Origin of the sequence: Tropicimonas aquimaris (assembly GCF_042676185.1) — a bacterium.
In the GTDB taxonomy this organism is placed as follows: domain Bacteria; phylum Pseudomonadota; class Alphaproteobacteria; order Rhodobacterales; family Rhodobacteraceae; genus Tropicimonas; species Tropicimonas aquimaris.
Window position 1 is genome coordinate 1 of sequence record NZ_JBHTJT010000021.1, and the last position, 18,460, is coordinate 18,460.

Here is an 18,460-nt window from a genome sequence, read left to right on the forward strand (position 1 = left end):
AAGGCGGCCGCACCGTCGGCGCCGGCGTCGTCTCCAAGATCGTCGAGTAATCACTCTCGAGATCGGATTTTCGGGGTGGGCCGATAGGCCTGCCTCACCCTCATTGAACGGGTTCGATGTGGGGTGCGGAATGAGCCGCATTCCACCTCTCAACTCCAATGCCGAGAACAAGGCTGACTGACAATGCAAAGCCAGAACATCCGCATTCGGCTGAAGGCGTTTGACTATCGTGTGCTGGACGCCAGCACCCAGGAGATCGTCAACACCGCCAAGCGGACGGGCGCCCAGGTGCGCGGCCCGATCCCGCTGCCGAACAAGATCGAGAAATTCACGGTGCTCCGTGGACCGCACATCGACAAGAAATCGCGCGACCAGTGGGAAATCCGTACCCACAAGCGTCTGCTTGACATCGTCGACCCGACCCCGCAAACCGTGGACGCGCTGATGAAGCTCGACCTCGCCGCCGGCGTCGACGTCGAAATCAAGCTTAACTAAGGGGGCATGAATCAGATGCGCTCTGGAGTTATCGCCAAGAAGGTGGGCATGACCCGCCTGTTCCTGGAGGACGGGAAGCAGGTTCCCGTCACCGTCCTTCAACTCGACAACCTGCAGGTCGTCGACCAGCGAACCGTCGAGCGGGATGGCTACACCGCCGTTCAGCTCGGTGCCGGTTCGGCCAAGGCCAAGCGGACCTCCCAGGCCATGCGCGGCCACTTCGCCGCCGCCAACGTTGCGCCCAAGCGCAAGGTGGCCGAGTTCCGCGTGGACCCGGAGAACCTGATCGAGGTTGGCGCCGAGATCTCTGCCGAGCACTACGTTGCCGGCCAGAAGGTCGACGTGTCGGGTACCTCGATCGGTAAGGGTTTTGCCGGTGCCATGAAGCGCCACAACTTCGGTGGTCTGCGCGCCTCGCACGGTGTGTCGATCTCCCACCGTTCGCACGGTTCCACCGGTCAGTGTCAGGACCCGGGCCGCGTGTTCAAGGGCAAGAAGATGGCCGGTCACATGGGTGCTGCCCGTGTCACCACCCAGAACCTGGAAGTCGTCCGCATCGACGCCGACCGTGGCCTGATCATGGTCAAGGGCGCCGTGCCGGGCTCCAAGGGTGGCTGGGTCACCATCAAGGACGCCGTGAAGAAGAAGCTGCCCGAAGGCGTGCCGTTCCCGGCCGCGATCAAGGCCGCTGAAGCCGCCGCCGTCGCCGAAGCTCCGGCCGAAGCGCCTGCTGAAGGGGGTGCGGAAGAATGAAACTTGATGTGATCAAGCTCGACGGCGGGGCCGCCGGCGACGTGGATCTGTCCGAAGAGATCTTCGGCCTGGAGCCGCGTGCCGACATCCTGCACCGCGTGGTCCGCTGGCAGCGCAACAAGGCGCAGGCCGGCACCCACAAGGTCAAGACCCGCTCGGAAACCAGCTACTCTACCAAGAAGATCTACCGCCAGAAGGGCACCGGTGGCGCACGCCACGGCGACCGTAACGCGCCGATCTTCCGCAAGGGTGGTATCTACAAGGGCCCGACCCCGCGCAGCCATGCCCACGACCTTCCCAAGAAGGTCCGCAAGCTCGGCCTGAAGCTCGCGCTGTCCTCCAAGGTGGCGTCCGGCAACCTCGTTGTCCTGGACACGGCCGCGATGGACGAAGCCAAGACCAAGATCCTTGCCAAGCAGATCAAGGAACTGGGCTGGAAGCGTGCGCTGATCATCGACGGTGCCGAGGTGAACGAGAACTTCGCTCGTGCCGCGGCCAACATCGAAGGTCTGGACGTGCTGCCATCGATCGGCGCCAATGTCATGGACATCCTCAAGCGTGACACCCTGGTGATCACGAAGGCGGGTGTCGAAGCACTGGAGGCTCGTCTGAAATGAGCGTCAAAGCCGAATACTACGACGTGATCCGCAAGCCCATCATCACCGAGAAGGCCACCATGGCCTCCGAGGCGAATGCTGTGGTCTTCGAGGTCGCCATCGACGCCAACAAGCCCCAGATCAAGGAGGCCGTCGAAGGCCTGTTTGGTGTGAAGGTGAAGGCCGTGAACACGACCGTCACCAAGGGTAAGGTCAAGCGTTTCCGCGGTCAGCCCGGCAAGCGCAAGGACGTCAAGAAAGCCTACGTGACCCTCGAAGAGGGCAACACGATCGACGTGTCCACCGGCCTCTGAGGCTCCGGACAGATCGAAGAAAGAAGGCCCCTGCCACAGCGGGGGCCTTTTTCGTTTTCGGTGGCTCGGAAGGAAGAGGAAATGCCCGGAAATTTGAGCCCGTCCTGCTGTGGAATGTGCAGCCTTCGGGGTGGTCGGCCCCTGTCTTCATGCTAGGCTTGTCCTGCGCGGCTCTCGCAAAGGAAAGGACACGAAGGTGAAACCCAATCGCTTCATGATCAGCGCCTTGCTCGTCGGCGGCCTGCTCGCCGGGTGTACTTCCACGACGCCACCGGACAAGAACGGCGGCACGGAACAGCTCCGCTCTTCCATGACCAGAGCCCTCCGGAATGCCGATGTGCCGGACGCCTGTATCGCGATCTTGTCCCGGCAGACGCTCGTCGAGGTGAAGGCCATCACCGACCAGAGTGCACGGTCGAGCATCGGGGTCCTGCAGCAACGGCAGCAGATCCAGACGGCAGCACGCAGGGATTGCGGCGACTTCTGAGGGCCGGCCTGACCCTGTGGACGCACCCAATAGGACTGAGAAAGAGCGAAGATGGACGGTGAGGACGAGCTCCGCGTCAAGGCATGCACGATGCGGCTTTTCGAGGACGTTGCCTCCCACGAGGCGCCGCAGCGGACATTCCACATCTTCGGTGTGAACCGCGGAGGGACGACTGCCGTCGCAGGTGTTCTGTCCGGTCTCGGCATCCCCTTGGGGACAGAGACCGGAACCAACCTCGAAGACAGGGGATTCCGGCTGAAACGGGGACTCGGCGCGATCGTCGAGACGGTGGCGCGGCGAAACGAGGCATTTGACGTCTGGGGATGGAAACATCCGCATTCCAACGGATACATTGAGGATCTGCTTCCGCATCTCAGGAATGTTCGCTTCATCGTCACGACCCGGGACCTTGGGGCGAATGCCCTTGGGATGTTTGTTCGGGGTGATGAGAACGCCGTCATGTCGTTGCGCGCATCGATGAAGCAGACCCGGCGGAACCTGAATTTCGTCCTGAAGCACCAGCGCCCGACGTTGATCGTCAGCTATGAAAAACTTCTCCTGCGGACGGAGCAGACCGCCGTCGAGATCGCCCGGTTCTGCGGGGTCGAGATGACCGGCGATCACATGCGCAAGATCAACGAGTTTGTCCAGCCGGGCCGCTACAAGACGGACTGAGGCCCTGGCGGCAAGGCTCCGTTGGTCAGTGTGTCGGCCGGTATCCGGCCTGATGGACAGTGCAGTCGCCCATTCGATCCCGGCACTGGTTGTTTTGCTTGTTTTGTTAGGGGATCGAGGGTGGGAATCGCTTGACCATCTGTCGTCGCTCCCATATCAGAGCCCATCCGCCGAGCCCCGGATTCGTCCGGGGCTTTGGCTTTGTTCGCAAGAACGGATAGCCGGGGACCTCTGACGAGGGCCCTATACCCAGGCCGAAAGGCCCACACATAGCGGGGCGACAAGCCCTGCGAAGCTAACGGAAGACAGAAAGCATGGCACTCAAGTCGTACAAGCCGACGACGCCGGGCCAGCGCGGGCTGGTGCTGATCGACCGTTCGGAGCTGTGGAAAGGACGTCCTGTCAAGTCCCTCACCGAGGGTCTGACCAAGAAGGGCGGCCGGAACAACACCGGACGTATTACCGCACGACGCCGCGGTGGCGGGGCGAAACGCCTCTACCGGATCGTCGATTTCAAGCGCAACAAGTTCGACGTGGCGGCCACCGTCGAGCGGATCGAATACGATCCGAACCGTACCGCCTTCATCGCGCTGGTGAAGTATGAAGATGGCGAGCAGGCCTATGTCCTGGCGCCGCAGCGTCTTGCGGTGGGCGACCAGATCGTCGCCGGCAGCAAGGTGGACGTGAAGCCGGGCAACGCGATGCCGTTCTCCGGCATGCCGATCGGCACGATCGTTCACAACATCGAGATGAAGCCCGGCAAGGGCGGCCAGATCGCGCGCGCCGCGGGCACCTACGCCCAGTTCGTCGGCCGTGATGGCGGCTATGCTCAGATCCGTCTGTCCTCGGGCGAACTGCGCATGGTGCGTCAGGAATGCATGGCCACCGTCGGCGCCGTCTCGAACCCGGACAACTCGAACCAGAACTTCGGCAAGGCCGGTCGGACCCGTCATCAGGGCAAGCGCCCCGCCGTCCGCGGCGTCGTGATGAACCCGATCGATCACCCCCATGGTGGTGGTGAAGGCCGGACGTCCGGTGGTCGCCACCCGGTTACCCCTTGGGGCAAGCCGACCAAGGGTGCGCGTACCCGCAACAAGAACAAGGCGTCGCAGAAGCTCATCCTGCGCTCGCGTCACGCCAAGAAGAAGGGCCGCTAACACATGTCGCGTTCCGTTTGGAAAGGCCCCTTCGTCGACAGCTATGTCCTGAAGAAGGCCGAAAAAGCCCGCGAGTCCGGTCGCAACGAGGTCATCAAGATCTGGTCGCGCCGCTCCACCATCCTGCCGCAATTCGTCGGTCTGACCTTCGGTGTCTACAACGGCCAGAAGCATATTCCGGTCGCTGTTTCCGAAGACATGATCGGCCAGAAGTTCGGCGAATATGCTCCGACCCGTACCTACTACGGTCACGCGGCGGACAAGAAAGCCAAGAGGAAGTAATTCGCCATGGGCAAGGACAAGAATCCCCGCCGCGTGGCGGACAACGAGGCGATGGCCAAGGTGCGCATGCTGCGGACCTCTCCTCAGAAACTGAACCTGGTTGCGGCTATGATCCGTGGCAAGAAGGTCGAGAAGGCCCTGACGGACCTGACCTTCTCCAAGCGCCGGATTGCCGAGGACGTGAAGAAATGTCTTCAGTCCGCGATCGCCAACGCCGAAAACAACCACAACCTGGACGTCGATGAACTGATCGTCGCCGAGGCCTACGTGGGCAAGAACCTGACCATGAAGCGCGGTCGCCCGCGTGCTCGTGGCCGGTACGGCAAGATCATGAAGCCGTTCTCCGAGCTCACCATCAAGGTCCGCCAGGTCGAGGAGCAAGCCTAATGGGTCATAAAGTCAATCCGATCGGCATGCGCCTGCAGGTGAACCGCACCTGGGACAGCCGCTGGTACGCCGACACCAAGGACTACGGCAACCTCCTGCTCGAAGACATCGCGATGCGCGAGTTCATCGAGAAGGAATGCAAGCAGGCCGGCGTGTCCAAGGTGATCATCGAGCGGCCGCACAAGAAGTGCCGCGTCACCATCCACACCGCCCGTCCTGGTGTCATCATCGGCAAGAAGGGCGCCGACATCGAGGTGCTTCGCAAGAAGCTGGCCGCGATGACGGATTCCGAGCTGCACCTCAACATCGTCGAGGTCCGCAAGCCGGAGCTGGACGCTGCGCTGGTCGGCGAGTCCATCGCTCAGCAGCTGGAGCGCCGGGTGTCGTTCCGTCGCGCCATGAAGCGCGCGGTTCAGAACGCCATGCGCATGGGTGCCCTGGGCATCCGGGTCAACGTCGCGGGCCGCCTCGGCGGCGCCGAGATCGCCCGGACCGAATGGTATCGCGAGGGCCGGGTGCCGCTGCACACGCTGCGCGCCGACATCGACTACGCCCACGCCGAAGCCACAACGCCCTATGGCATCATCGGCATCAAGGTCTGGATCTTCAAAGGCGAGATCATGGAGCACGACCCGTCGGCTCGTGATCGCCGCGCCCAGGAGCTCCAGGATGGCCCCGCGCCCCGTGGCGCAGGTGGCGGCCGTCGCGAACGCGGCGACCGTGACCGTGACCGGTAAGGAGTAAACGAGATGCTGCAACCGAAGCGCACGAAATTCCGCAAGCTCCACAAGGGCCGGATCAAGGGCGAAGCCAAGGGCGGGTTCGACCTCGCGTTTGGCCATTACGGCCTCAAGGCCATCCAGCCGGAGCGGGTTACTGCCCGCCAGATCGAAGCCGCCCGTCGGGCCATGACGCGTCACATGAAGCGTCAGGGTCGCGTCTGGATCCGGATCTTCCCGGATACGCCGGTGACCTCCAAGCCCACCGAAGTCCGGATGGGTAAAGGTAAGGGTTCGGTCGATTACTGGGCCGCCAAAGTCAAGCCGGGCCGGGTGATGTTCGAGATCGACGGCGTCAGCGAAGACGTGGCCAAAGAAGCCCTGCGCCTCGCAGCGATGAAGCTGCCGATCAAGACCCGCGTGGTTGTCCGCGAGGACTGGTAAGGCGTGGTGGGGTAAAACCTCACCCTACGAAATTTGCCCCCGTCGAGAGATCGGCGGGGGTTTTCATTTTTGTCCCGTTCCGGCTATGCCGCCAGCAACGCCGGATCATCAGGGACCACGCCCATGCCTCAGATCGAGTCGCTCTTCGTCACCCGCCTGTACCGTGCCGCGCTCTCCGAGTTCGGGCCCGCAATCGACCCTGCCGAACTGGAGAACTCCTGTCTTGTGATCGCCGAGGATGACGAGGCCGGCCAGGAATGGTGCGAGCAGAACGGCTATCCGGGCTACACCTCCTATGCCTCGCTCACCGATCTGCCCTGGCGTTTCCCGATCTTCGGCAATCTCGTCGAGGCGCTTGACGCCCATGTCGCCGCCTTTGCCGAGGATCTGGAGTTCGATCTCGACGGCCGGGCGCTCAAGCTCGAGGATCTCTGGATCAACATCCTTCCCGAGGGCGGGATGCACGCCTCGCACATCCATCCGCACAGCGTGATCAGCGGCACGACCTATGTCTCGATGCCCAAGGGCACGAGCGCGCTGAAGCTGGAGGACCCGCGCTCAGCGCGGATGATGGCAGCGCCGGCCAGGAAGAAGGGTGCGCGGCGCGAGATGCAGGGGTTCATCTACATGGCGCCCGAGGTCGGCGACGTGTTGCTCTGGGAGAGCTGGCTGCGGCACGAGGTGCCCATGAACATGGCCGAGGACGAACGCATCAGCGTCAGCTTCAACTACGCCTGGGCCTGAGCGCCGCGACGCCTGCCCGCCCCGAGAAGGGCGGGCGCTTTTGTTTCATGGCGGCGCCGTGCCGGGTCAGTCCGAATTGTCCGCCTTGGCGATCCAGGCGGTGCGGTCGAGGTCGAGATCCGGGAAGTTGTCCGGGTTGAACACGGGCCGCACGACGCCCTCCGCCAACTGCTGGCGGAAGTCTCGAAGGATGCGCAGGCAGATTGGCAGCAGCATCATGATCACCACAAGGTTCACCACCGCGAGGATACCCATCATCGGATCGGAGAAGAAGAACACCGCCGTAGCGCCCGGCGCGGTGGCGCCGAGGAAGACGATGCCGATCACGACGATCCGCAGGGCGTTCTCCGCCATCGGGTGCTTGGTAATAACCGTCAGAGCGTTCTCGCCGAGGTAGTAGTTGTAGATGATCGAGCTGAATGCGAAGAGCATGATCATGAACGACAGCAGGTACTGCGACCATTCCCCGAGGTGGGAGACCAGCGATTGCTGGGTCAGCGCGATCCCGTCGATCCCTTCGGCACCCGGCACGTAGACATCGCCCAGCAGGATGATGAAAGCGGTGCAGGAGCAGATGAAGATCGTGTCGATGAAGACGGAGAAGGACTGCGTGATGCCCTGGCTGATCGGGTGACGCACGTCCGCCGTGGCGGCGACGTTGGGGGCCGAGCCGAGACCGGCCTCGTTGGAGAAGAGCCCGCGGCGCAGGCCCTGCGCGATGGCCGCGCCCATGCCTCCACCGACTGCTTCCTGGAGGCCGAAGGCGTTCGCGACGATCGAGACGAGCACGCCGGGCACCGCGGTGATGTTCATCAGGATGACGACCAGCGCCATCAGGATGTACCCGACGGCCATGATCGGCACCACGATGTCCGCGGCCTTGGCGATCCTGTGGATGCCGCCGAAGACGATGAAACCGGCGACGACGGCCAGCACGGCGCCGGTGATCGTCCGGCTGATGCCGAGGCTGTCCTGAACGGCGCCGGCGACGGTGTTGCCCTGGAAAGCGTTGAAGCCGAGCGCGAAGGAGGCGATCAGGCAGACCGCGTAGAGCACGGCGAGCCAACGGAAGTGTTCACCGAGCCCGTGCAGGATCGACCGGGCCGGGCCGCCGCGGAACATGCCGTCGGGCTGCCGGCGCTTGTAGAGTTGGGCCAGCGAGCATTCGACGAGGCTGGTCGCCATGCCGACGATGGCGATCGCCCACATCCAGAATACCGCACCGGGGCCGCCGAGCGTGATGGCCACGGCGACGCCCGCGATATTGCCGCCACCGACGCGACCACCGACCGAGATCAGCAGCGCCTCGCGGGCCGAAATCGCATTCGGGTCGCCCGACTGGTTCTTAGAGGACAGGACGCGAAACATGCGCTTGAAGAAGCGGAACTGGACGAAGTCGGTAAGCAGGGTGATGAAGATACCGAAGACGACGAGAAGCGGGATCAAGGCCCAGCCCCATGTCAGATCTCCGATGAGGCCGAACAGGTTTTCCAGTGCGCCCATGGCGTGTCCCTCTCTGTTTGTCCTGTTGCGATATCATTTCAGCCTAGACCGCTGCTTGCCGTTGGGTCACGAGAAATGATTGGATTGACGGAATTATCTCCGTTCTGCTGAATGCCGAGCCGGGGGCGTGGTCCGGCGCGATATTGCGCGGCGTTTCGTGAGTCCCGACGTCCGATGGCCGGCACGGGCCTCTGCCAATCCTGCAAGGCGGCAATGACCGAGGGCCACTGGCTGGCACCTTTCTCATGTCCTATCACGTCAGGCAGTGAGAAACGCAATCTACCGATACCCTGAGGTGACAGCATGCTCCTTCAATCAACGGCCTCTGCCGACGCGGAGAACGAAGCTCGGCTTCGCGTCGTGCGTTACTTCTCCGATGTCTGTTCCGAACTGGTGCCCGCCGAGGTGCGTGACCAGCAGCTCGCCCAGCTCCGGGAGCTGGAGGCCAAGAGCGACCAGGAACTCGCCGCGATGGGCCTGCTGCGCGAAGACATCGTGGACCACGTTTTCCAGGAAGCTCACTACGTTTGAGCCGCATTCGCGGGCTCCACGGAACCCGGCTCCGGCGCGTCCGGCGCCCGAACCGATTCGCCTTACAGCGTCGCCAGACGCCGCCGATCGAGGGTGATTTCCCGCCGGATCGATCCTAATTTCCGACCGGCGGCACCATTTCCGGCCTTTTCGCCAGACAGGCCTTGCTTTGCTGGGCACGCAGGCGTAAAGGGGCCGCTCATCTTCGAACTCCGCTGGAATCAGGGTGACCCTGCAAGGGGCCTGCCGGCGATGTGGAAAGGACAAGGCGATGAACGCCAACGAACTTCGTGATCAGACCCCGGACCAGCTCCGGGAGAAACTGATCGACCTCAAGAAAGAAGCCTTCAACCTGCGTTTCCAGCAGGCCACCGGTGCCATGGAGAACACCGCGCGCATGCGTCAGGTTCGCCGCAACGTGGCCCGCGTGAAAACCGTACTGAACGAAAAGGCGGCCGCTGCCGCATCGGAGGCCTGAGCCCATGCCCAAGCGTATCCTGCAAGGCACCGTCACCAGCGACCAGAACGAGCAGACCGTCACCGTCCTGGTCGAGCGCCGCTACAAGCACCCGCTTCTGCACAAGACCATTCGGTCTTCCAAGAAGTACCGGGCCCACGACCCCAAGAACGAGTTCAAGGTTGGCGATACCGTCCGTATCCAGGAATGTGCGCCGATTTCGAAGACCAAGCGCTGGGAGGTGGTGACGGCCGTTTGAGGCCAAGCCACACCTGGTTTGAACGAAACCCTGGGGGGAACAACGAGAACACCCTCCACAGGTCGGGAGTAACCCCATGATCCAGATGCAGACCAATCTGGATGTCGCTGACAACTCCGGCGCCCGCCGGGTTCAGTGCATCAAGGTCCTCGGCGGATCCAAGCGGAAATACGCTTCCGTGGGCGACATCATCGTGGTGTCGGTCAAGGAAGCCATTCCGCGTGGCCGCGTGAAGAAGGGCGACGTCCGCAAGGCTGTCGTCGTGCGGACCGCCAAGGAAGTGCGTCGCGAGGACGGCACCGCCATCCGCTTCGATCGCAACGCTGCCGTCATCCTCAACAACAACAACGAGCCGGTCGGCACCCGTATCTTCGGCCCGGTGGTTCGTGAGCTGCGCGCGAAGAACTTCATGAAGATCATCTCGCTCGCTCCGGAGGTGCTGTAATGGCTGCCAAACTCCGCAAAGGTGACAAGGTCGTCGTTCTTGCCGGCAAGGACAAGGGCAAGACCGGTCAGATCGAATCCGTTGATCCGAAAGCTGGCAAGGCCGTCGTCGGCGGCATCAACATCGCCATTCGTCACACCCGCCAGACCCAGAACAGCCAGGGCGGCCGCATTGCCAAGGCGATGCCGATCGACCTGAGCAACCTGGCCATCGTAGATGCCAATGGCAAACCGAGCCGCGTCGGCTTCCGCGAGGAAGACGGCAAGAAGGTGCGTTTCGCCAAGACCACGGGAGACGCGATCTGATGCTCGACACCGCTGATTACACCCCGCGCCTCAAGGCCTACTACAAGGACGTGATCCGTCCGGCCCTGAAGGAAGAGTTCGGCTTCAAGAACGATCATCAGATCCCGAAGCTGGAGAAGATCGTTCTGAACATCGGCGCCGGCACCGAGGCAGTGAAGGATTCCAAGAAGGCCAAGTCGGCCGCGGACGACCTTACTGCCATCGCCGGCCAGCAGGCCGTCATCACCAAGGCGAAGAAGTCCATCGCGACCTTCCGCGTCCGTGAAGGCATGCCGCTGGGCGCCAAGGTGACCCTCCGTGGTGACCGGATGTACGAATTCCTCGATCGCCTGATCACCATCGCTCTGCCCCGCGTCCGCGACTTCCGCGGCGTGTCCGGCAAATCCTTCGATGGCCGTGGCAACTACGCTATGGGGCTCAAGGAACACATCGTCTTCCCCGAGATCGATTTCGACAAGGTCGACGAGGCATGGGGGCTGGACATCGTTATCTGCACCACCGCGCCGACCGACGCGGAAGCCAAGGCGCTGTTGAAGCATTTCAACATGCCGTTCAACAGCTGAGGAACTCGACCGATGGCTAAAAAATCCATGATCGAACGCGAGAAGAAGCGCCAGAAGCTGGTCGAGCAATATGCCGCCAAGCGTGCCGCGCTGAAAGAGATCGCGAATGACGAAGAGCGCCCGATGGAAGAGCGGTTCAAGGCCCGGCTGAAGCTGGCCAAACTGCCCCGCAACTCCTCGGCCACGCGCCTGCACAACCGTTGCCAGGTCTCGGGTCGTCCGAAGGCTTACTACCGTAAGCTGAAGATGAGCCGGATCGCGCTGCGGGACCTCGCCTCCCAGGGCCAGATCCCCGGCATGGTCAAATCGAGCTGGTAAGGAGGAATTGAAATGAACGATCCTCTTGGTGATATGCTGACCCGCATCCGCAACGCCCAGATGCGCGGCAAGTCCACCGTCCGCACGCCGGCCTCCAAGCTTCGCGCCTGGGTTCTCGACGTGCTGGCCGACGAGGGCTACATCCGCGGCTGGGAAAAGGTCGAGGATGCCGAGCACCCCGAAATCGAAATCAGCCTCAAGTACTTTGACGGCACCCCGGTCATCCGCGAACTCAAGCGCGTCTCCAAGCCGGGCCGTCGTGTGTACATGAGCGTGAACGACATCCCCTCGGTCCGTCAGGGCCTGGGTGTCTCCATCGTCTCCACGTCCAAGGGCGTGATGTCGGATGCAGCGGCTCGCTCCAACAATGTTGGTGGCGAAGTTCTCTGCACCGTCTTCTAAGGAGGGCCTGATCAATGTCTCGTATTGGCAAGAAACCGGTCGAGCTGCCGTCGGGTGTCTCCGCGTCTCTCTCCGGCCAGACCATCGAGGTGAAGGGCCCGAAAGGCACCCTGAGCTTCAACGCCACCGATGATGTGACCATCACGATCGACGGCAACACCGTCACTGTCGAGCCGCGCGGCAAGTCCAAGCGCGCTCGCCAGCAGTGGGGCATGTCCCGCACGATCGTCGCCAACCTCGTCACCGGCGTCACCGAAGGCTTCAAGAAAGAGCTCGAGATCCAGGGCGTCGGTTACCGCGCCCAGATGCAGGGCAACTCCCTGAAGCTGAACCTCGGCCTCAGCCACGACGTGGACTTTCCCGTCCCCGCCGGCGTGACCGTGACCTGCCCCAAGCAGACCGAGATTGTCGTTGAAGGCATCGACCCGCAGCTCGTGGGCCAGGTGGCGGCGAACATCCGTGAGTGGCGCGCGCCGGAGCCCTACAAGGGCAAGGGCATTCGCTACAAGGGCGAATTCATCTTCCGCAAGGAAGGCAAGAAGAAGTAAGGACGAGAAAGATGGCAAACAGCAAACGGGACCTGTTCCTCAAGCGCCGCCTGCGCGTCCGGAACAAGCTTCGCAAGATCAACCCGGGCAAGGTGCGCCTCAGCGTGCACCGCTCCAGCAAGAACATCAGCGTTCAGCTGATCGACGATGTGAAGGGCGTGACCCTGGCTTCGGCGTCCTCGCTGGAAAAGGATCTGGGCATCATCGGCAAGAACAACGTGGAAGCCGCCGCCAAGGTGGGTGCTGCGATCGCCGAGCGCGCCAAGAAAGCCGGTGTGGAAGAGTGCTACTTCGATCGTGGTGGCTTCCTGTTCCACGGCCGGGTAAAGGCGCTCGCCGACGCCGCGCGTGAAGGCGGCCTGAAGTTCTGAACCCTGTGGGCGGCCTCCGGGCCGTCCCGATGATCCGGGGGCGCAGCCTTCAGGCCGCGCCCACCTGGATTGAAGAAACCTGTGGCCGTGCGCGGCCCATGACTAAAGGAAAGCCGTATGGCAGAACGTGAGAACCGCCGGGGCAACCGTCGCGAGCGCGAGGAAACCCCGGAATTCGCCGATCGCCTTGTCGCGATCAACCGTGTGTCCAAGACCGTCAAGGGCGGTAAGCGCTTCGGCTTTGCTGCGCTCGTGGTTGTTGGCGACCAGAAAGGCCGCGTCGGCTTTGGCAAGGGCAAGGCCAAGGAGGTCCCCGAGGCCATCCGCAAGGCCACCGAGCAAGCCAAGCGCCAGATGATCCGAGTGCCGCTGCGCGAAGGCCGCACCCTGCACCACGACATCGAAGGTCGCCACGGTGCCGGTCGCGTCGTGATGCGCACCGCCCCGCAGGGTACCGGTATCATCGCCGGTGGTCCCATGCGTGCCGTGTTCGAGATGCTCGGCATCCATGACGTCGTCGCCAAGTCGATCGGGTCGCAGAATCCCTACAACATGATCCGCGCCACCCTGGACGGTCTCAAGAAGGAAGCCAGCCCCCGCCTGGTCGCGCAGCGTCGCGGCAAGAAGGTGGCCGACATCCTGAAGAAGCCGGAAGAGGCGCCGGCCGAAGCCGCAGCCGAAGCGTAAGGAGACGGACACATGGCCAAGACCATCGTCGTGAAGCAGATCGGCTCGCCGATCCGCCGCCCCGCCATCCAGCGCCAGACGCTGATCGGGCTGGGCCTGAACAAGATGCACAAGACCCGCGAACTGGAGGACACTCCTGCGGTCCGCGGCATGGTTGCCAAGATCCCGCACCTCGTCGAGATCGTCGAAGAGCGCGGCTGATCCGCAGCCAGCACCAGAAATCGAAGCGCCCCGGGTCCCACCCGGGGCGTTTTTCTTTGCGCGAGGGCGAGGTACGGCGTGGGTCCGCCCCTCGACACAGCCCCGTTCCGCGGTAAGCTGCGGGAAAGGGGAAGGATTTCACATGCTGAACATGCCGATGCGCGCCGCGGGAGACGCCTTTCACGAAGCCTGGCGGTTGCGCTGGCCGTTCCTGCTGTCCCATCTCGTGTTCAGCCTCCTCGTCGCAGCGCTCCTGGCGCCGGTGACCGCGCTGGCGCTGCGCGCGGCGATCGCGCTCTCCGGTCAGCCCGCGCTGTCGGATTTCGACATCGCGATGTTCCTGCTCTCGCCGGCCGGGTTCGTGGCGGCGCTGATTGTGGCAAGTCTGCTGCTGACCACCGCCGTGCTCGACATCTCCTTCATGATGGCGATCGCCCGCGATGCCCGCCGTCACCGCGAACGGCGGTTCGAGGCCGGCGTGGCCGCGATCCTGCCGCAGGTGCCCCGGATCATCGGCTTCTCGTGGCGGCTGCTGCTGCGGATCGTGGCGATGGTCGCGCCTTTCGTGCTGATGGCACTGATCGTGGCGCAGAACCGGCTGACGGAATATGACATCAACTACTATCTCGCCGAGCGTCCGCCGGAGTTCATCGAGGCCGCGACGATCATCGGGATCCTGATCCTTGGGATGGTCCTCCTGGTCGCCTGGAACCTGCTCGGCTGGGCCCTGGCGTTGCCGCTCGTGCTGTTCCAGGACGTGCCGCCCTCCAGGAGTTTCCGGGAGAGCGCCGAGCGAATGCGCGGCCAGCGGATGGACCTGTTGGCGGCCCTGCTGGCCTGGGGCGCGGTTTCGCTGCTGGTCGTCGGGCTTGCCTTCGGCGCGGTGGGGATCGCTGCAGACCTCATTGCGGGTACCATCGGCGCCAACCTCCGGCGGCTGGCGGCGGCCCTGCTGGTGCTCGCCGCAATCTGGTCGGTGGTGAACCTGCTGGTCACGACCCTGACCACGGGCGCCCTCGCGGCATTGCTGATGGAACGCGCGGGCTGGCCGGGCACTTCGGGGATCGACATAGACATCGCGCCGGCTCGCCGCCTGCTGCGCCTGGCACTCGTCGGCGGGCTCGCAGTGGTGGCGGTCGTCGGAGGGCTTGGGGCTGCGGATCTCGGGGCGCGGCAGGTCGAGGACGAGGTTCAGGTCATCGCCCATCGCGGCGCGGCGGGCGCGCGGCCGGAAAACACCATGGCCTCCTTTGCGCTGGCCATCGAGGACGGCGCGGACTGGGTGGAGCTCGACGTGCAGGAAAGCGCCGAGGGCGAGGTGATCGTTGTCCACGACAGCGACTTCATGAAGCTCGCCGGGGTCGATCTGAAACCCTGGGACGCCACGGCCGCCGACCTCGCGGAGATCGACATCGGCAGCTGGTTCGGCGCGGATTATGCCGGGGAGCGGACGCCGACCCTGCGCCAGGCGTTGGAACTCGCCAAGGATTCCGGCTCTGGCGTGCTGATCGAGCTGAAGTACTACGGCCATGACGAGATGCTGGAACAGCGTGTCGCCGACATTGTCGCCGAGACCGGCATGGAGGAGCAGATCCGCGCGATGAGCCTGAAATACGAGGCCGTCCAGAAGATGAAGGCGCTCCGGCCGGACTGGGCGGTGGGCCTGCTGGCGGCGCAATCGGTGGGGCGGCTGTGGGAGCTGGAAGCGGATTTTCTTGCCGTGAACATGGCGATGGCCTCGCCCAAGCTGGTTCGCCATGCCCGCGAGGCGGGCAAGCCGCTCTACGTCTGGACGGTCAACGATCCCCTGTCCATGTCGCAGATGCTGAGCCTCGGGGTCTCCGGGCTGATCACGGACGAGCCGGCGCTGGCGCGCGAGGTCCTGCGGCAGCGGGAGGAGTTGAGCAGTGTCGAGCGGCTGGTGCTGGCGCTCGGCAACCGGCTCGGAATGACGGTAAGCGACAAGGTGTATCGCGATGGCTCTCCGTAGGGTGCTGGCGGGCGCGGTGCTGTGTATCGCCATCGCCGCCCCCGCGCTGACGGAGGACGCGGAGGGTTGGCAGGCGCAGTTGTCGCGCTCCGTCGAATTGCCCGCGCATGGCTGGCTGGCCGAGGTGCGCGACGCCCCTGGGACGACGCTCTCGGAATTCACCACAGACGGGTGCAGCGGCGGCATGTCGAGCCTTTGGTCCTTCATGGCCGAACGCTTTCCCGCCTTCGCCGAGGCGCACGAGGGCACCCCTCCTTGGGAGGGGTGCTGCGTGGTGCATGACCGCGCCTACCATTCCGCCGGCCCGGACTCGGCGCCGGAAGCGAGCTATGACGCGCGGCTGCAGGCAGACGAGGCGCTGCGGAGCTGTGTCGAGCAGACCGCCGACAGCCGGGATGCCGTCCTCAGCGAGATCTATGCGCTCGACGCCCAACAGATTCGCCAGGTCTATTCCGCGATTGCCGCTGGCATGTTCCAGGCCGTCAGGCTGGGCGGCGGGCCCTGCACCGGCCTGCCCTGGCGGTGGGGCTATGGCTATCCGCAATGCTGGCAAAAGACCGGCGGCTGAGCGGAGGAGCGCCATGACGGGCGGCAATCGCACCGGCTTTGATCTCGATTTCGGGCAACTCGCTGGTCTGTCGCTGGCCGCCCGCTCCATTACGCCTTGATAGGCGTCGCCGCATCGCATAAGACGCCCCATGGCCTTACAGGGCCGATTCACGTCAACCGACGAACCAACAAGAAATGCCGAGTTCGGCCGCTCCCGTCGCTGGGGGCCGCATCCGGCAAGGAGTAGCGACATGAAACTGCATGAACTCAGCCCCGCCGAGGGCTCGACCCCCAAGAAAAAGCGCATCGGCCGTGGTCCCGGCTCCGGCAAGGGCAAGACCGCCGGTCGTGGTATCAAGGGTCAGAAGTCCCGTTCGGGCGTGGCGATCAATGGCTACGAAGGCGGCCAGATGCCGCTCTACATGCGGCTGCCGAAGCGCGGCTTCAACAAGCCGAACCGCAAGTCCTGGGCCGTTGTGAACCTGGGCATCCTCCAGAAATTCATCGAAGCCGGCAAGATCGATGCGAAGAAGCCGATCACCGAGGACGTGCTGCTCGAATCCGGCCTCGTGCGCCGCAAGCTCGACGGCGTCCGCGTTCTCGCCAAAGGCGATTTCAGCTCAAAGGTCGAGCTGGCCGTTTCCGGCGCGTCCAAGTCGGCGGTCGAGGCTGTCGAGAAGGCCGGCGGCTCGCTGACGGTCACGTCTGCGAAAGCCACCGAGGCCGCGGCCGAATAAGAGGTTGTGAGGGGAAGCAATGCCCCTTACTTAACTTCCAGTTTTCCAGCGCCGCCGACGGGAAAACCGCTCGGCGGCGCATGCATGAGAGAGACCACGAATGGCATCTGCAGCAGAGCAAATGGCGGCCAACATGAGCTGGGCCGCCCTGGGCAAGGCCACTGAGCTCCGACAGCGCATCCTGTTCACCCTGGGTCTGCTCATCGTTTATCGCCTGGGCACCTACATTCCGGTTCCGGGGATCGACGGGCAGGCGCTGCGCGACTTCATGGAGCAGGCGGCGGCCGGTATCGGCGGCATCCTGACCATGTTCACCGGCGGCGCGCTCGGGCGCATGGGAATCTTTGCGCTCGGCATCATGCCCTACATCTCTGCCTCGATCATCGTGCAGCTGATGACCGCGATGGTCCCGCAGCTGGAACAGCTGAAGAAAGAGGGCGAGCAGGGGCGTAAGAAGATCAATCAATACACCCGCTACGGCACCGTGCTGCTGGCGACGTTCCAGGCCTATGGCCTGGCCGTGAGCCTCGAGGCGGGCGGCCTGGCCCATGATCCGGGCTGGTTCTTCCGCGCGGCCGTGGTGATCACCCTGGTCGGCGGCACGATGTTCCTGATGTGGCTGGGCGAGCAGATCACTGCCCGCGGCGTCGGCAACGGTATCTCGCTCATCATCTTCGTCGGCATCATCGCCGAGGTCCCGGCCGCGCTGGCGCAGTTCCTCGCCTCCGGCCGCTCCGGTGCGATCAGCCCGGCGGTGATCATCGGTGTCCTCGTGATGATGATCCTGATCGTTGGCTTCGTGGTCTTCATGGAGCGCGCGCTTCGCAAGATCCACATTCAGTATCCGCGCCGGCAGGTTGGCATGAAGGTCTACGACGGCGGCTCCAGCCACCTGCCGATCAAGGTGAACCCGTCGGGCGTGATCCCGGCGATCTTCGCCTCGTCGCTGCTGCTGCTGCCGACCACGATCGCCACCTTCTCGGGCGGCAACACCGGCCCGGTGATGTCGACCATCCTGGCCTACTTCGGACCGGGACAGCCGCTCTACCTGCTGTTCTTCGCGTCGATGATCGTGTTCTTCGCGTACTTCTATACCGAGAACGTGGCGTTCAAGACCGATGACGTGGCCGACAACCTCAAGAACCAGAACGGCTTCGTGCCGGGCATCCGTCCAGGGCCGAAGACGGCGGAATATCTCGACTACGTCGTGCGCCGCGTGCTGGTCCTCGGCTCTGCCTATCTGGCTGCGGTCTGTCTCTTCCCGGAGATCCTTCGTAACCAGCTGGCGATTCCCTTCTACTTTGGCGGGACCTCGGTTCTGATCGTCGTCTCGGTGACGATGGATACGATCCAGCAGGTTCAGTCGCACCTCCTGGCGCACCAGTACGAGGGGCTGATCGAGAAATCGCAACTGCGCGGCAAGAAGCGCTCGCGCAAGGCGCCTGCACGGCGCTGATCGCGACACCTTCAGCAGAAGCACGGCGGGCGTCCTTCCGGGCGCCCGTCTTGCATTTGGCGGTGCTGAAATGCCTTCCCTGCGC

The 18,460-nt window shown here is 63.8% G+C and carries 29 protein-coding genes; 28 read left to right on the forward strand and 1 reads right to left on the reverse strand.

What is annotated here, in order from left to right; genetic code table 11:
• Positions 1 to 183: 183 nt before the first annotated feature.
• The 12 genes from rpsJ to ACFQ2S_RS11900 all read left to right on the forward strand — a co-directional run bounded on the left by rpsJ (position 184) and on the right by ACFQ2S_RS11900 (position 7,053).
• Positions 184 to 495, forward strand: coding sequence for a 30S ribosomal protein S10 (rpsJ, locus tag ACFQ2S_RS11845; RefSeq protein ID WP_068118569.1), 312 nt, complete (start codon positions 184 to 186; stop codon positions 493 to 495).
• A gap of 15 nt (positions 496 to 510) precedes the next feature.
• Positions 511 to 1,248: a 50S ribosomal protein L3 gene (gene rplC, locus ACFQ2S_RS11850; protein WP_068118568.1), complete on the forward strand. Its 738-nt coding sequence runs from the start codon at positions 511 to 513 to the stop codon at positions 1,246 to 1,248.
• Positions 1,245 to 1,865, forward strand: a complete 621-nt coding sequence (gene rplD / locus ACFQ2S_RS11855) for a 50S ribosomal protein L4 (protein WP_386074694.1) — start codon at positions 1,245 to 1,247, stop codon at positions 1,863 to 1,865. Before rplC ends, rplD begins: the two co-directional genes overlap by 4 nt.
• Complete coding sequence (locus ACFQ2S_RS11860; protein WP_089233469.1) at positions 1,862 to 2,158, forward strand: 50S ribosomal protein L23; 297 nt, start codon at positions 1,862 to 1,864, stop codon at positions 2,156 to 2,158. Before rplD ends, ACFQ2S_RS11860 begins: the two co-directional genes overlap by 4 nt.
• 196 nt (positions 2,159 to 2,354) lie before the next feature.
• The gene (locus ACFQ2S_RS11865) at positions 2,355 to 2,645 is read left to right on the forward strand and encodes a hypothetical protein (RefSeq protein ID WP_386074696.1); all 291 of its coding nucleotides are present in this window, start codon (positions 2,355 to 2,357) and stop codon (positions 2,643 to 2,645) included.
• Between the two features lie 51 nt (positions 2,646 to 2,696).
• On the forward strand, positions 2,697 to 3,320 hold the full coding sequence (locus ACFQ2S_RS11870) for a hypothetical protein (protein ID WP_386074698.1): 624 nt from the start codon (positions 2,697 to 2,699) through the stop codon (positions 3,318 to 3,320).
• Positions 3,321 to 3,634: 314 nt separating this feature from the next.
• Entirely contained in the window at positions 3,635 to 4,477 is an 843-nt protein-coding gene (gene rplB, locus ACFQ2S_RS11875) for a 50S ribosomal protein L2 (protein ID WP_386074700.1), read from the forward strand.
• Positions 4,478 to 4,480: 3 nt separating this feature from the next.
• Complete coding sequence (gene rpsS, locus ACFQ2S_RS11880; protein ID WP_089233465.1) at positions 4,481 to 4,759, forward strand: 30S ribosomal protein S19; 279 nt, start codon at positions 4,481 to 4,483, stop codon at positions 4,757 to 4,759.
• A gap of 6 nt (positions 4,760 to 4,765) precedes the next feature.
• Positions 4,766 to 5,146: a 50S ribosomal protein L22 gene (gene rplV / locus ACFQ2S_RS11885; protein ID WP_386074702.1), complete on the forward strand. Its 381-nt coding sequence runs from the start codon at positions 4,766 to 4,768 to the stop codon at positions 5,144 to 5,146.
• A complete protein-coding gene (gene rpsC, locus ACFQ2S_RS11890) occupies positions 5,146 to 5,883 on the forward strand; it encodes a 30S ribosomal protein S3 (protein WP_386074704.1) in 738 nt (245 codons plus the stop codon). Before rplV ends, rpsC begins: the two co-directional genes overlap by 1 nt.
• A 12-nt stretch (positions 5,884 to 5,895) precedes the next feature.
• Entirely contained in the window at positions 5,896 to 6,309 is a 414-nt protein-coding gene (gene rplP / locus ACFQ2S_RS11895; RefSeq protein ID WP_386074706.1) for a 50S ribosomal protein L16, read from the forward strand.
• A 123-nt stretch (positions 6,310 to 6,432) separates the two neighbouring features.
• Positions 6,433 to 7,053, forward strand: coding sequence for a 2OG-Fe(II) oxygenase family protein (locus ACFQ2S_RS11900; protein WP_386074708.1), 621 nt, complete (start codon positions 6,433 to 6,435; stop codon positions 7,051 to 7,053).
• A gap of 66 nt (positions 7,054 to 7,119) precedes the next feature.
• On the opposite strand, the gene ACFQ2S_RS11905 is transcribed toward ACFQ2S_RS11900, so the two are convergent.
• Positions 7,120 to 8,556: an alanine/glycine:cation symporter family protein gene (locus tag ACFQ2S_RS11905; protein WP_386074710.1), complete on the reverse strand. Its 1,437-nt coding sequence runs from the start codon at positions 8,554 to 8,556 to the stop codon at positions 7,120 to 7,122.
• Between the two features lie 303 nt (positions 8,557 to 8,859).
• On the opposite strand from ACFQ2S_RS11905, the gene ACFQ2S_RS11910 reads away from it, so the two are divergent.
• From ACFQ2S_RS11910 to secY, 16 genes are all read left to right on the forward strand, one after another.
• Positions 8,860 to 9,087 (forward strand): DUF1127 domain-containing protein, encoded by a 228-nt coding sequence (locus ACFQ2S_RS11910; RefSeq protein ID WP_386074712.1) that lies wholly within the window; start codon positions 8,860 to 8,862, stop codon positions 9,085 to 9,087.
• A 271-nt stretch (positions 9,088 to 9,358) separates the two neighbouring features.
• Positions 9,359 to 9,565, forward strand: coding sequence for a 50S ribosomal protein L29 (gene rpmC / locus ACFQ2S_RS11915; protein WP_386074714.1), 207 nt, complete (start codon positions 9,359 to 9,361; stop codon positions 9,563 to 9,565).
• A gap of 4 nt (positions 9,566 to 9,569) precedes the next feature.
• Positions 9,570 to 9,803, forward strand: a complete 234-nt coding sequence (gene rpsQ / locus ACFQ2S_RS11920) for a 30S ribosomal protein S17 (protein ID WP_386074716.1) — start codon at positions 9,570 to 9,572, stop codon at positions 9,801 to 9,803.
• 76 nt (positions 9,804 to 9,879) lie between these two features.
• Entirely contained in the window at positions 9,880 to 10,248 is a 369-nt protein-coding gene (gene rplN, locus ACFQ2S_RS11925; protein ID WP_005621870.1) for a 50S ribosomal protein L14, read from the forward strand.
• Entirely contained in the window at positions 10,248 to 10,553 is a 306-nt protein-coding gene (gene rplX, locus ACFQ2S_RS11930; protein WP_386074723.1) for a 50S ribosomal protein L24, read from the forward strand. The genes rplN and rplX overlap by 1 nt, the downstream gene beginning before the upstream one ends.
• Positions 10,553 to 11,116: a 50S ribosomal protein L5 gene (rplE, locus tag ACFQ2S_RS11935; protein ID WP_386074725.1), complete on the forward strand. Its 564-nt coding sequence runs from the start codon at positions 10,553 to 10,555 to the stop codon at positions 11,114 to 11,116. The genes rplX and rplE overlap by 1 nt, the downstream gene beginning before the upstream one ends.
• 12 nt (positions 11,117 to 11,128) lie before the next feature.
• Positions 11,129 to 11,434: a 30S ribosomal protein S14 gene (gene rpsN / locus ACFQ2S_RS11940; protein ID WP_089233453.1), complete on the forward strand. Its 306-nt coding sequence runs from the start codon at positions 11,129 to 11,131 to the stop codon at positions 11,432 to 11,434.
• 12 nt (positions 11,435 to 11,446) lie between these two features.
• On the forward strand, positions 11,447 to 11,836 hold the full coding sequence (gene rpsH, locus ACFQ2S_RS11945; RefSeq protein ID WP_089233452.1) for a 30S ribosomal protein S8: 390 nt from the start codon (positions 11,447 to 11,449) through the stop codon (positions 11,834 to 11,836).
• A gap of 14 nt (positions 11,837 to 11,850) precedes the next feature.
• Positions 11,851 to 12,384, forward strand: coding sequence for a 50S ribosomal protein L6 (rplF, locus tag ACFQ2S_RS11950; protein WP_386074728.1), 534 nt, complete (start codon positions 11,851 to 11,853; stop codon positions 12,382 to 12,384).
• 11 nt (positions 12,385 to 12,395) lie between these two features.
• The gene (gene rplR, locus ACFQ2S_RS11955) at positions 12,396 to 12,755 is read left to right on the forward strand and encodes a 50S ribosomal protein L18 (protein WP_386074730.1); all 360 of its coding nucleotides are present in this window, start codon (positions 12,396 to 12,398) and stop codon (positions 12,753 to 12,755) included.
• A gap of 117 nt (positions 12,756 to 12,872) precedes the next feature.
• On the forward strand, positions 12,873 to 13,442 hold the full coding sequence (gene rpsE / locus ACFQ2S_RS11960; RefSeq protein ID WP_386074732.1) for a 30S ribosomal protein S5: 570 nt from the start codon (positions 12,873 to 12,875) through the stop codon (positions 13,440 to 13,442).
• 12 nt (positions 13,443 to 13,454) lie between these two features.
• Complete coding sequence (gene rpmD / locus ACFQ2S_RS11965) at positions 13,455 to 13,643, forward strand: 50S ribosomal protein L30 (protein WP_089233448.1); 189 nt, start codon at positions 13,455 to 13,457, stop codon at positions 13,641 to 13,643.
• 142 nt (positions 13,644 to 13,785) lie between these two features.
• Positions 13,786 to 15,633 carry a glycerophosphodiester phosphodiesterase family protein gene (locus ACFQ2S_RS11970; protein ID WP_386074734.1) on the forward strand — a complete coding sequence of 616 codons (1,848 nt, stop codon included), beginning with the start codon at positions 13,786 to 13,788 and terminating at the stop codon, positions 15,631 to 15,633.
• On the forward strand, positions 15,620 to 16,201 hold the full coding sequence (locus tag ACFQ2S_RS11975) for a hypothetical protein (protein ID WP_386074736.1): 582 nt from the start codon (positions 15,620 to 15,622) through the stop codon (positions 16,199 to 16,201). The genes ACFQ2S_RS11970 and ACFQ2S_RS11975 overlap by 14 nt, the downstream gene beginning before the upstream one ends.
• Before the next feature lie 232 nt (positions 16,202 to 16,433).
• Positions 16,434 to 16,919: a 50S ribosomal protein L15 gene (gene rplO / locus ACFQ2S_RS11980; RefSeq protein ID WP_386074738.1), complete on the forward strand. Its 486-nt coding sequence runs from the start codon at positions 16,434 to 16,436 to the stop codon at positions 16,917 to 16,919.
• Positions 16,920 to 17,019: 100 nt separating this feature from the next.
• Positions 17,020 to 18,375, forward strand: coding sequence for a preprotein translocase subunit SecY (gene secY / locus ACFQ2S_RS11985; RefSeq protein WP_386074740.1), 1,356 nt, complete (start codon positions 17,020 to 17,022; stop codon positions 18,373 to 18,375).
• The last annotated feature ends 85 nt before the right edge of the window (positions 18,376 to 18,460 follow it).

Coding starts and splice junctions, on each gene's coding strand:
- rpsJ (WP_068118569.1), top strand. CDS start 184: ATGCAAAGCCAGAACATCCGCATTCGGCTGAAGGCGTTTGACTATCGT.
- rplC (WP_068118568.1), top strand. CDS start 511: ATGCGCTCTGGAGTTATCGCCAAGAAGGTGGGCATGACCCGCCTGTTC.
- rplD (WP_386074694.1), top strand. CDS start 1,245: ATGAAACTTGATGTGATCAAGCTCGACGGCGGGGCCGCCGGCGACGTG.
- ACFQ2S_RS11860 (WP_089233469.1), top strand. CDS start 1,862: ATGAGCGTCAAAGCCGAATACTACGACGTGATCCGCAAGCCCATCATC.
- ACFQ2S_RS11870 (WP_386074698.1), top strand. CDS start 2,697: ATGGACGGTGAGGACGAGCTCCGCGTCAAGGCATGCACGATGCGGCTT.
- rplB (WP_386074700.1), top strand. CDS start 3,635: ATGGCACTCAAGTCGTACAAGCCGACGACGCCGGGCCAGCGCGGGCTG.
- rpsS (WP_089233465.1), top strand. CDS start 4,481: ATGTCGCGTTCCGTTTGGAAAGGCCCCTTCGTCGACAGCTATGTCCTG.
- rplV (WP_386074702.1), top strand. CDS start 4,766: ATGGGCAAGGACAAGAATCCCCGCCGCGTGGCGGACAACGAGGCGATG.
- rpsC (WP_386074704.1), top strand. CDS start 5,146: ATGGGTCATAAAGTCAATCCGATCGGCATGCGCCTGCAGGTGAACCGC.
- rplP (WP_386074706.1), top strand. CDS start 5,896: ATGCTGCAACCGAAGCGCACGAAATTCCGCAAGCTCCACAAGGGCCGG.
- ACFQ2S_RS11900 (WP_386074708.1), top strand. CDS start 6,433: ATGCCTCAGATCGAGTCGCTCTTCGTCACCCGCCTGTACCGTGCCGCG.
- ACFQ2S_RS11905 (WP_386074710.1), bottom strand. CDS start 8,556: ATGGGCGCACTGGAAAACCTGTTCGGCCTCATCGGAGATCTGACATGG.
- ACFQ2S_RS11910 (WP_386074712.1), top strand. CDS start 8,860: ATGCTCCTTCAATCAACGGCCTCTGCCGACGCGGAGAACGAAGCTCGG.
- rpmC (WP_386074714.1), top strand. CDS start 9,359: ATGAACGCCAACGAACTTCGTGATCAGACCCCGGACCAGCTCCGGGAG.
- rpsQ (WP_386074716.1), top strand. CDS start 9,570: ATGCCCAAGCGTATCCTGCAAGGCACCGTCACCAGCGACCAGAACGAG.
- rplN (WP_005621870.1), top strand. CDS start 9,880: ATGATCCAGATGCAGACCAATCTGGATGTCGCTGACAACTCCGGCGCC.
- rplX (WP_386074723.1), top strand. CDS start 10,248: ATGGCTGCCAAACTCCGCAAAGGTGACAAGGTCGTCGTTCTTGCCGGC.
- rplE (WP_386074725.1), top strand. CDS start 10,553: ATGCTCGACACCGCTGATTACACCCCGCGCCTCAAGGCCTACTACAAG.
- rpsN (WP_089233453.1), top strand. CDS start 11,129: ATGGCTAAAAAATCCATGATCGAACGCGAGAAGAAGCGCCAGAAGCTG.
- rpsH (WP_089233452.1), top strand. CDS start 11,447: ATGAACGATCCTCTTGGTGATATGCTGACCCGCATCCGCAACGCCCAG.
- rplF (WP_386074728.1), top strand. CDS start 11,851: ATGTCTCGTATTGGCAAGAAACCGGTCGAGCTGCCGTCGGGTGTCTCC.
- rplR (WP_386074730.1), top strand. CDS start 12,396: ATGGCAAACAGCAAACGGGACCTGTTCCTCAAGCGCCGCCTGCGCGTC.
- rpsE (WP_386074732.1), top strand. CDS start 12,873: ATGGCAGAACGTGAGAACCGCCGGGGCAACCGTCGCGAGCGCGAGGAA.
- rpmD (WP_089233448.1), top strand. CDS start 13,455: ATGGCCAAGACCATCGTCGTGAAGCAGATCGGCTCGCCGATCCGCCGC.
- ACFQ2S_RS11970 (WP_386074734.1), top strand. CDS start 13,786: ATGCTGAACATGCCGATGCGCGCCGCGGGAGACGCCTTTCACGAAGCC.
- ACFQ2S_RS11975 (WP_386074736.1), top strand. CDS start 15,620: ATGGCTCTCCGTAGGGTGCTGGCGGGCGCGGTGCTGTGTATCGCCATC.
- rplO (WP_386074738.1), top strand. CDS start 16,434: ATGAAACTGCATGAACTCAGCCCCGCCGAGGGCTCGACCCCCAAGAAA.
- secY (WP_386074740.1), top strand. CDS start 17,020: ATGGCATCTGCAGCAGAGCAAATGGCGGCCAACATGAGCTGGGCCGCC.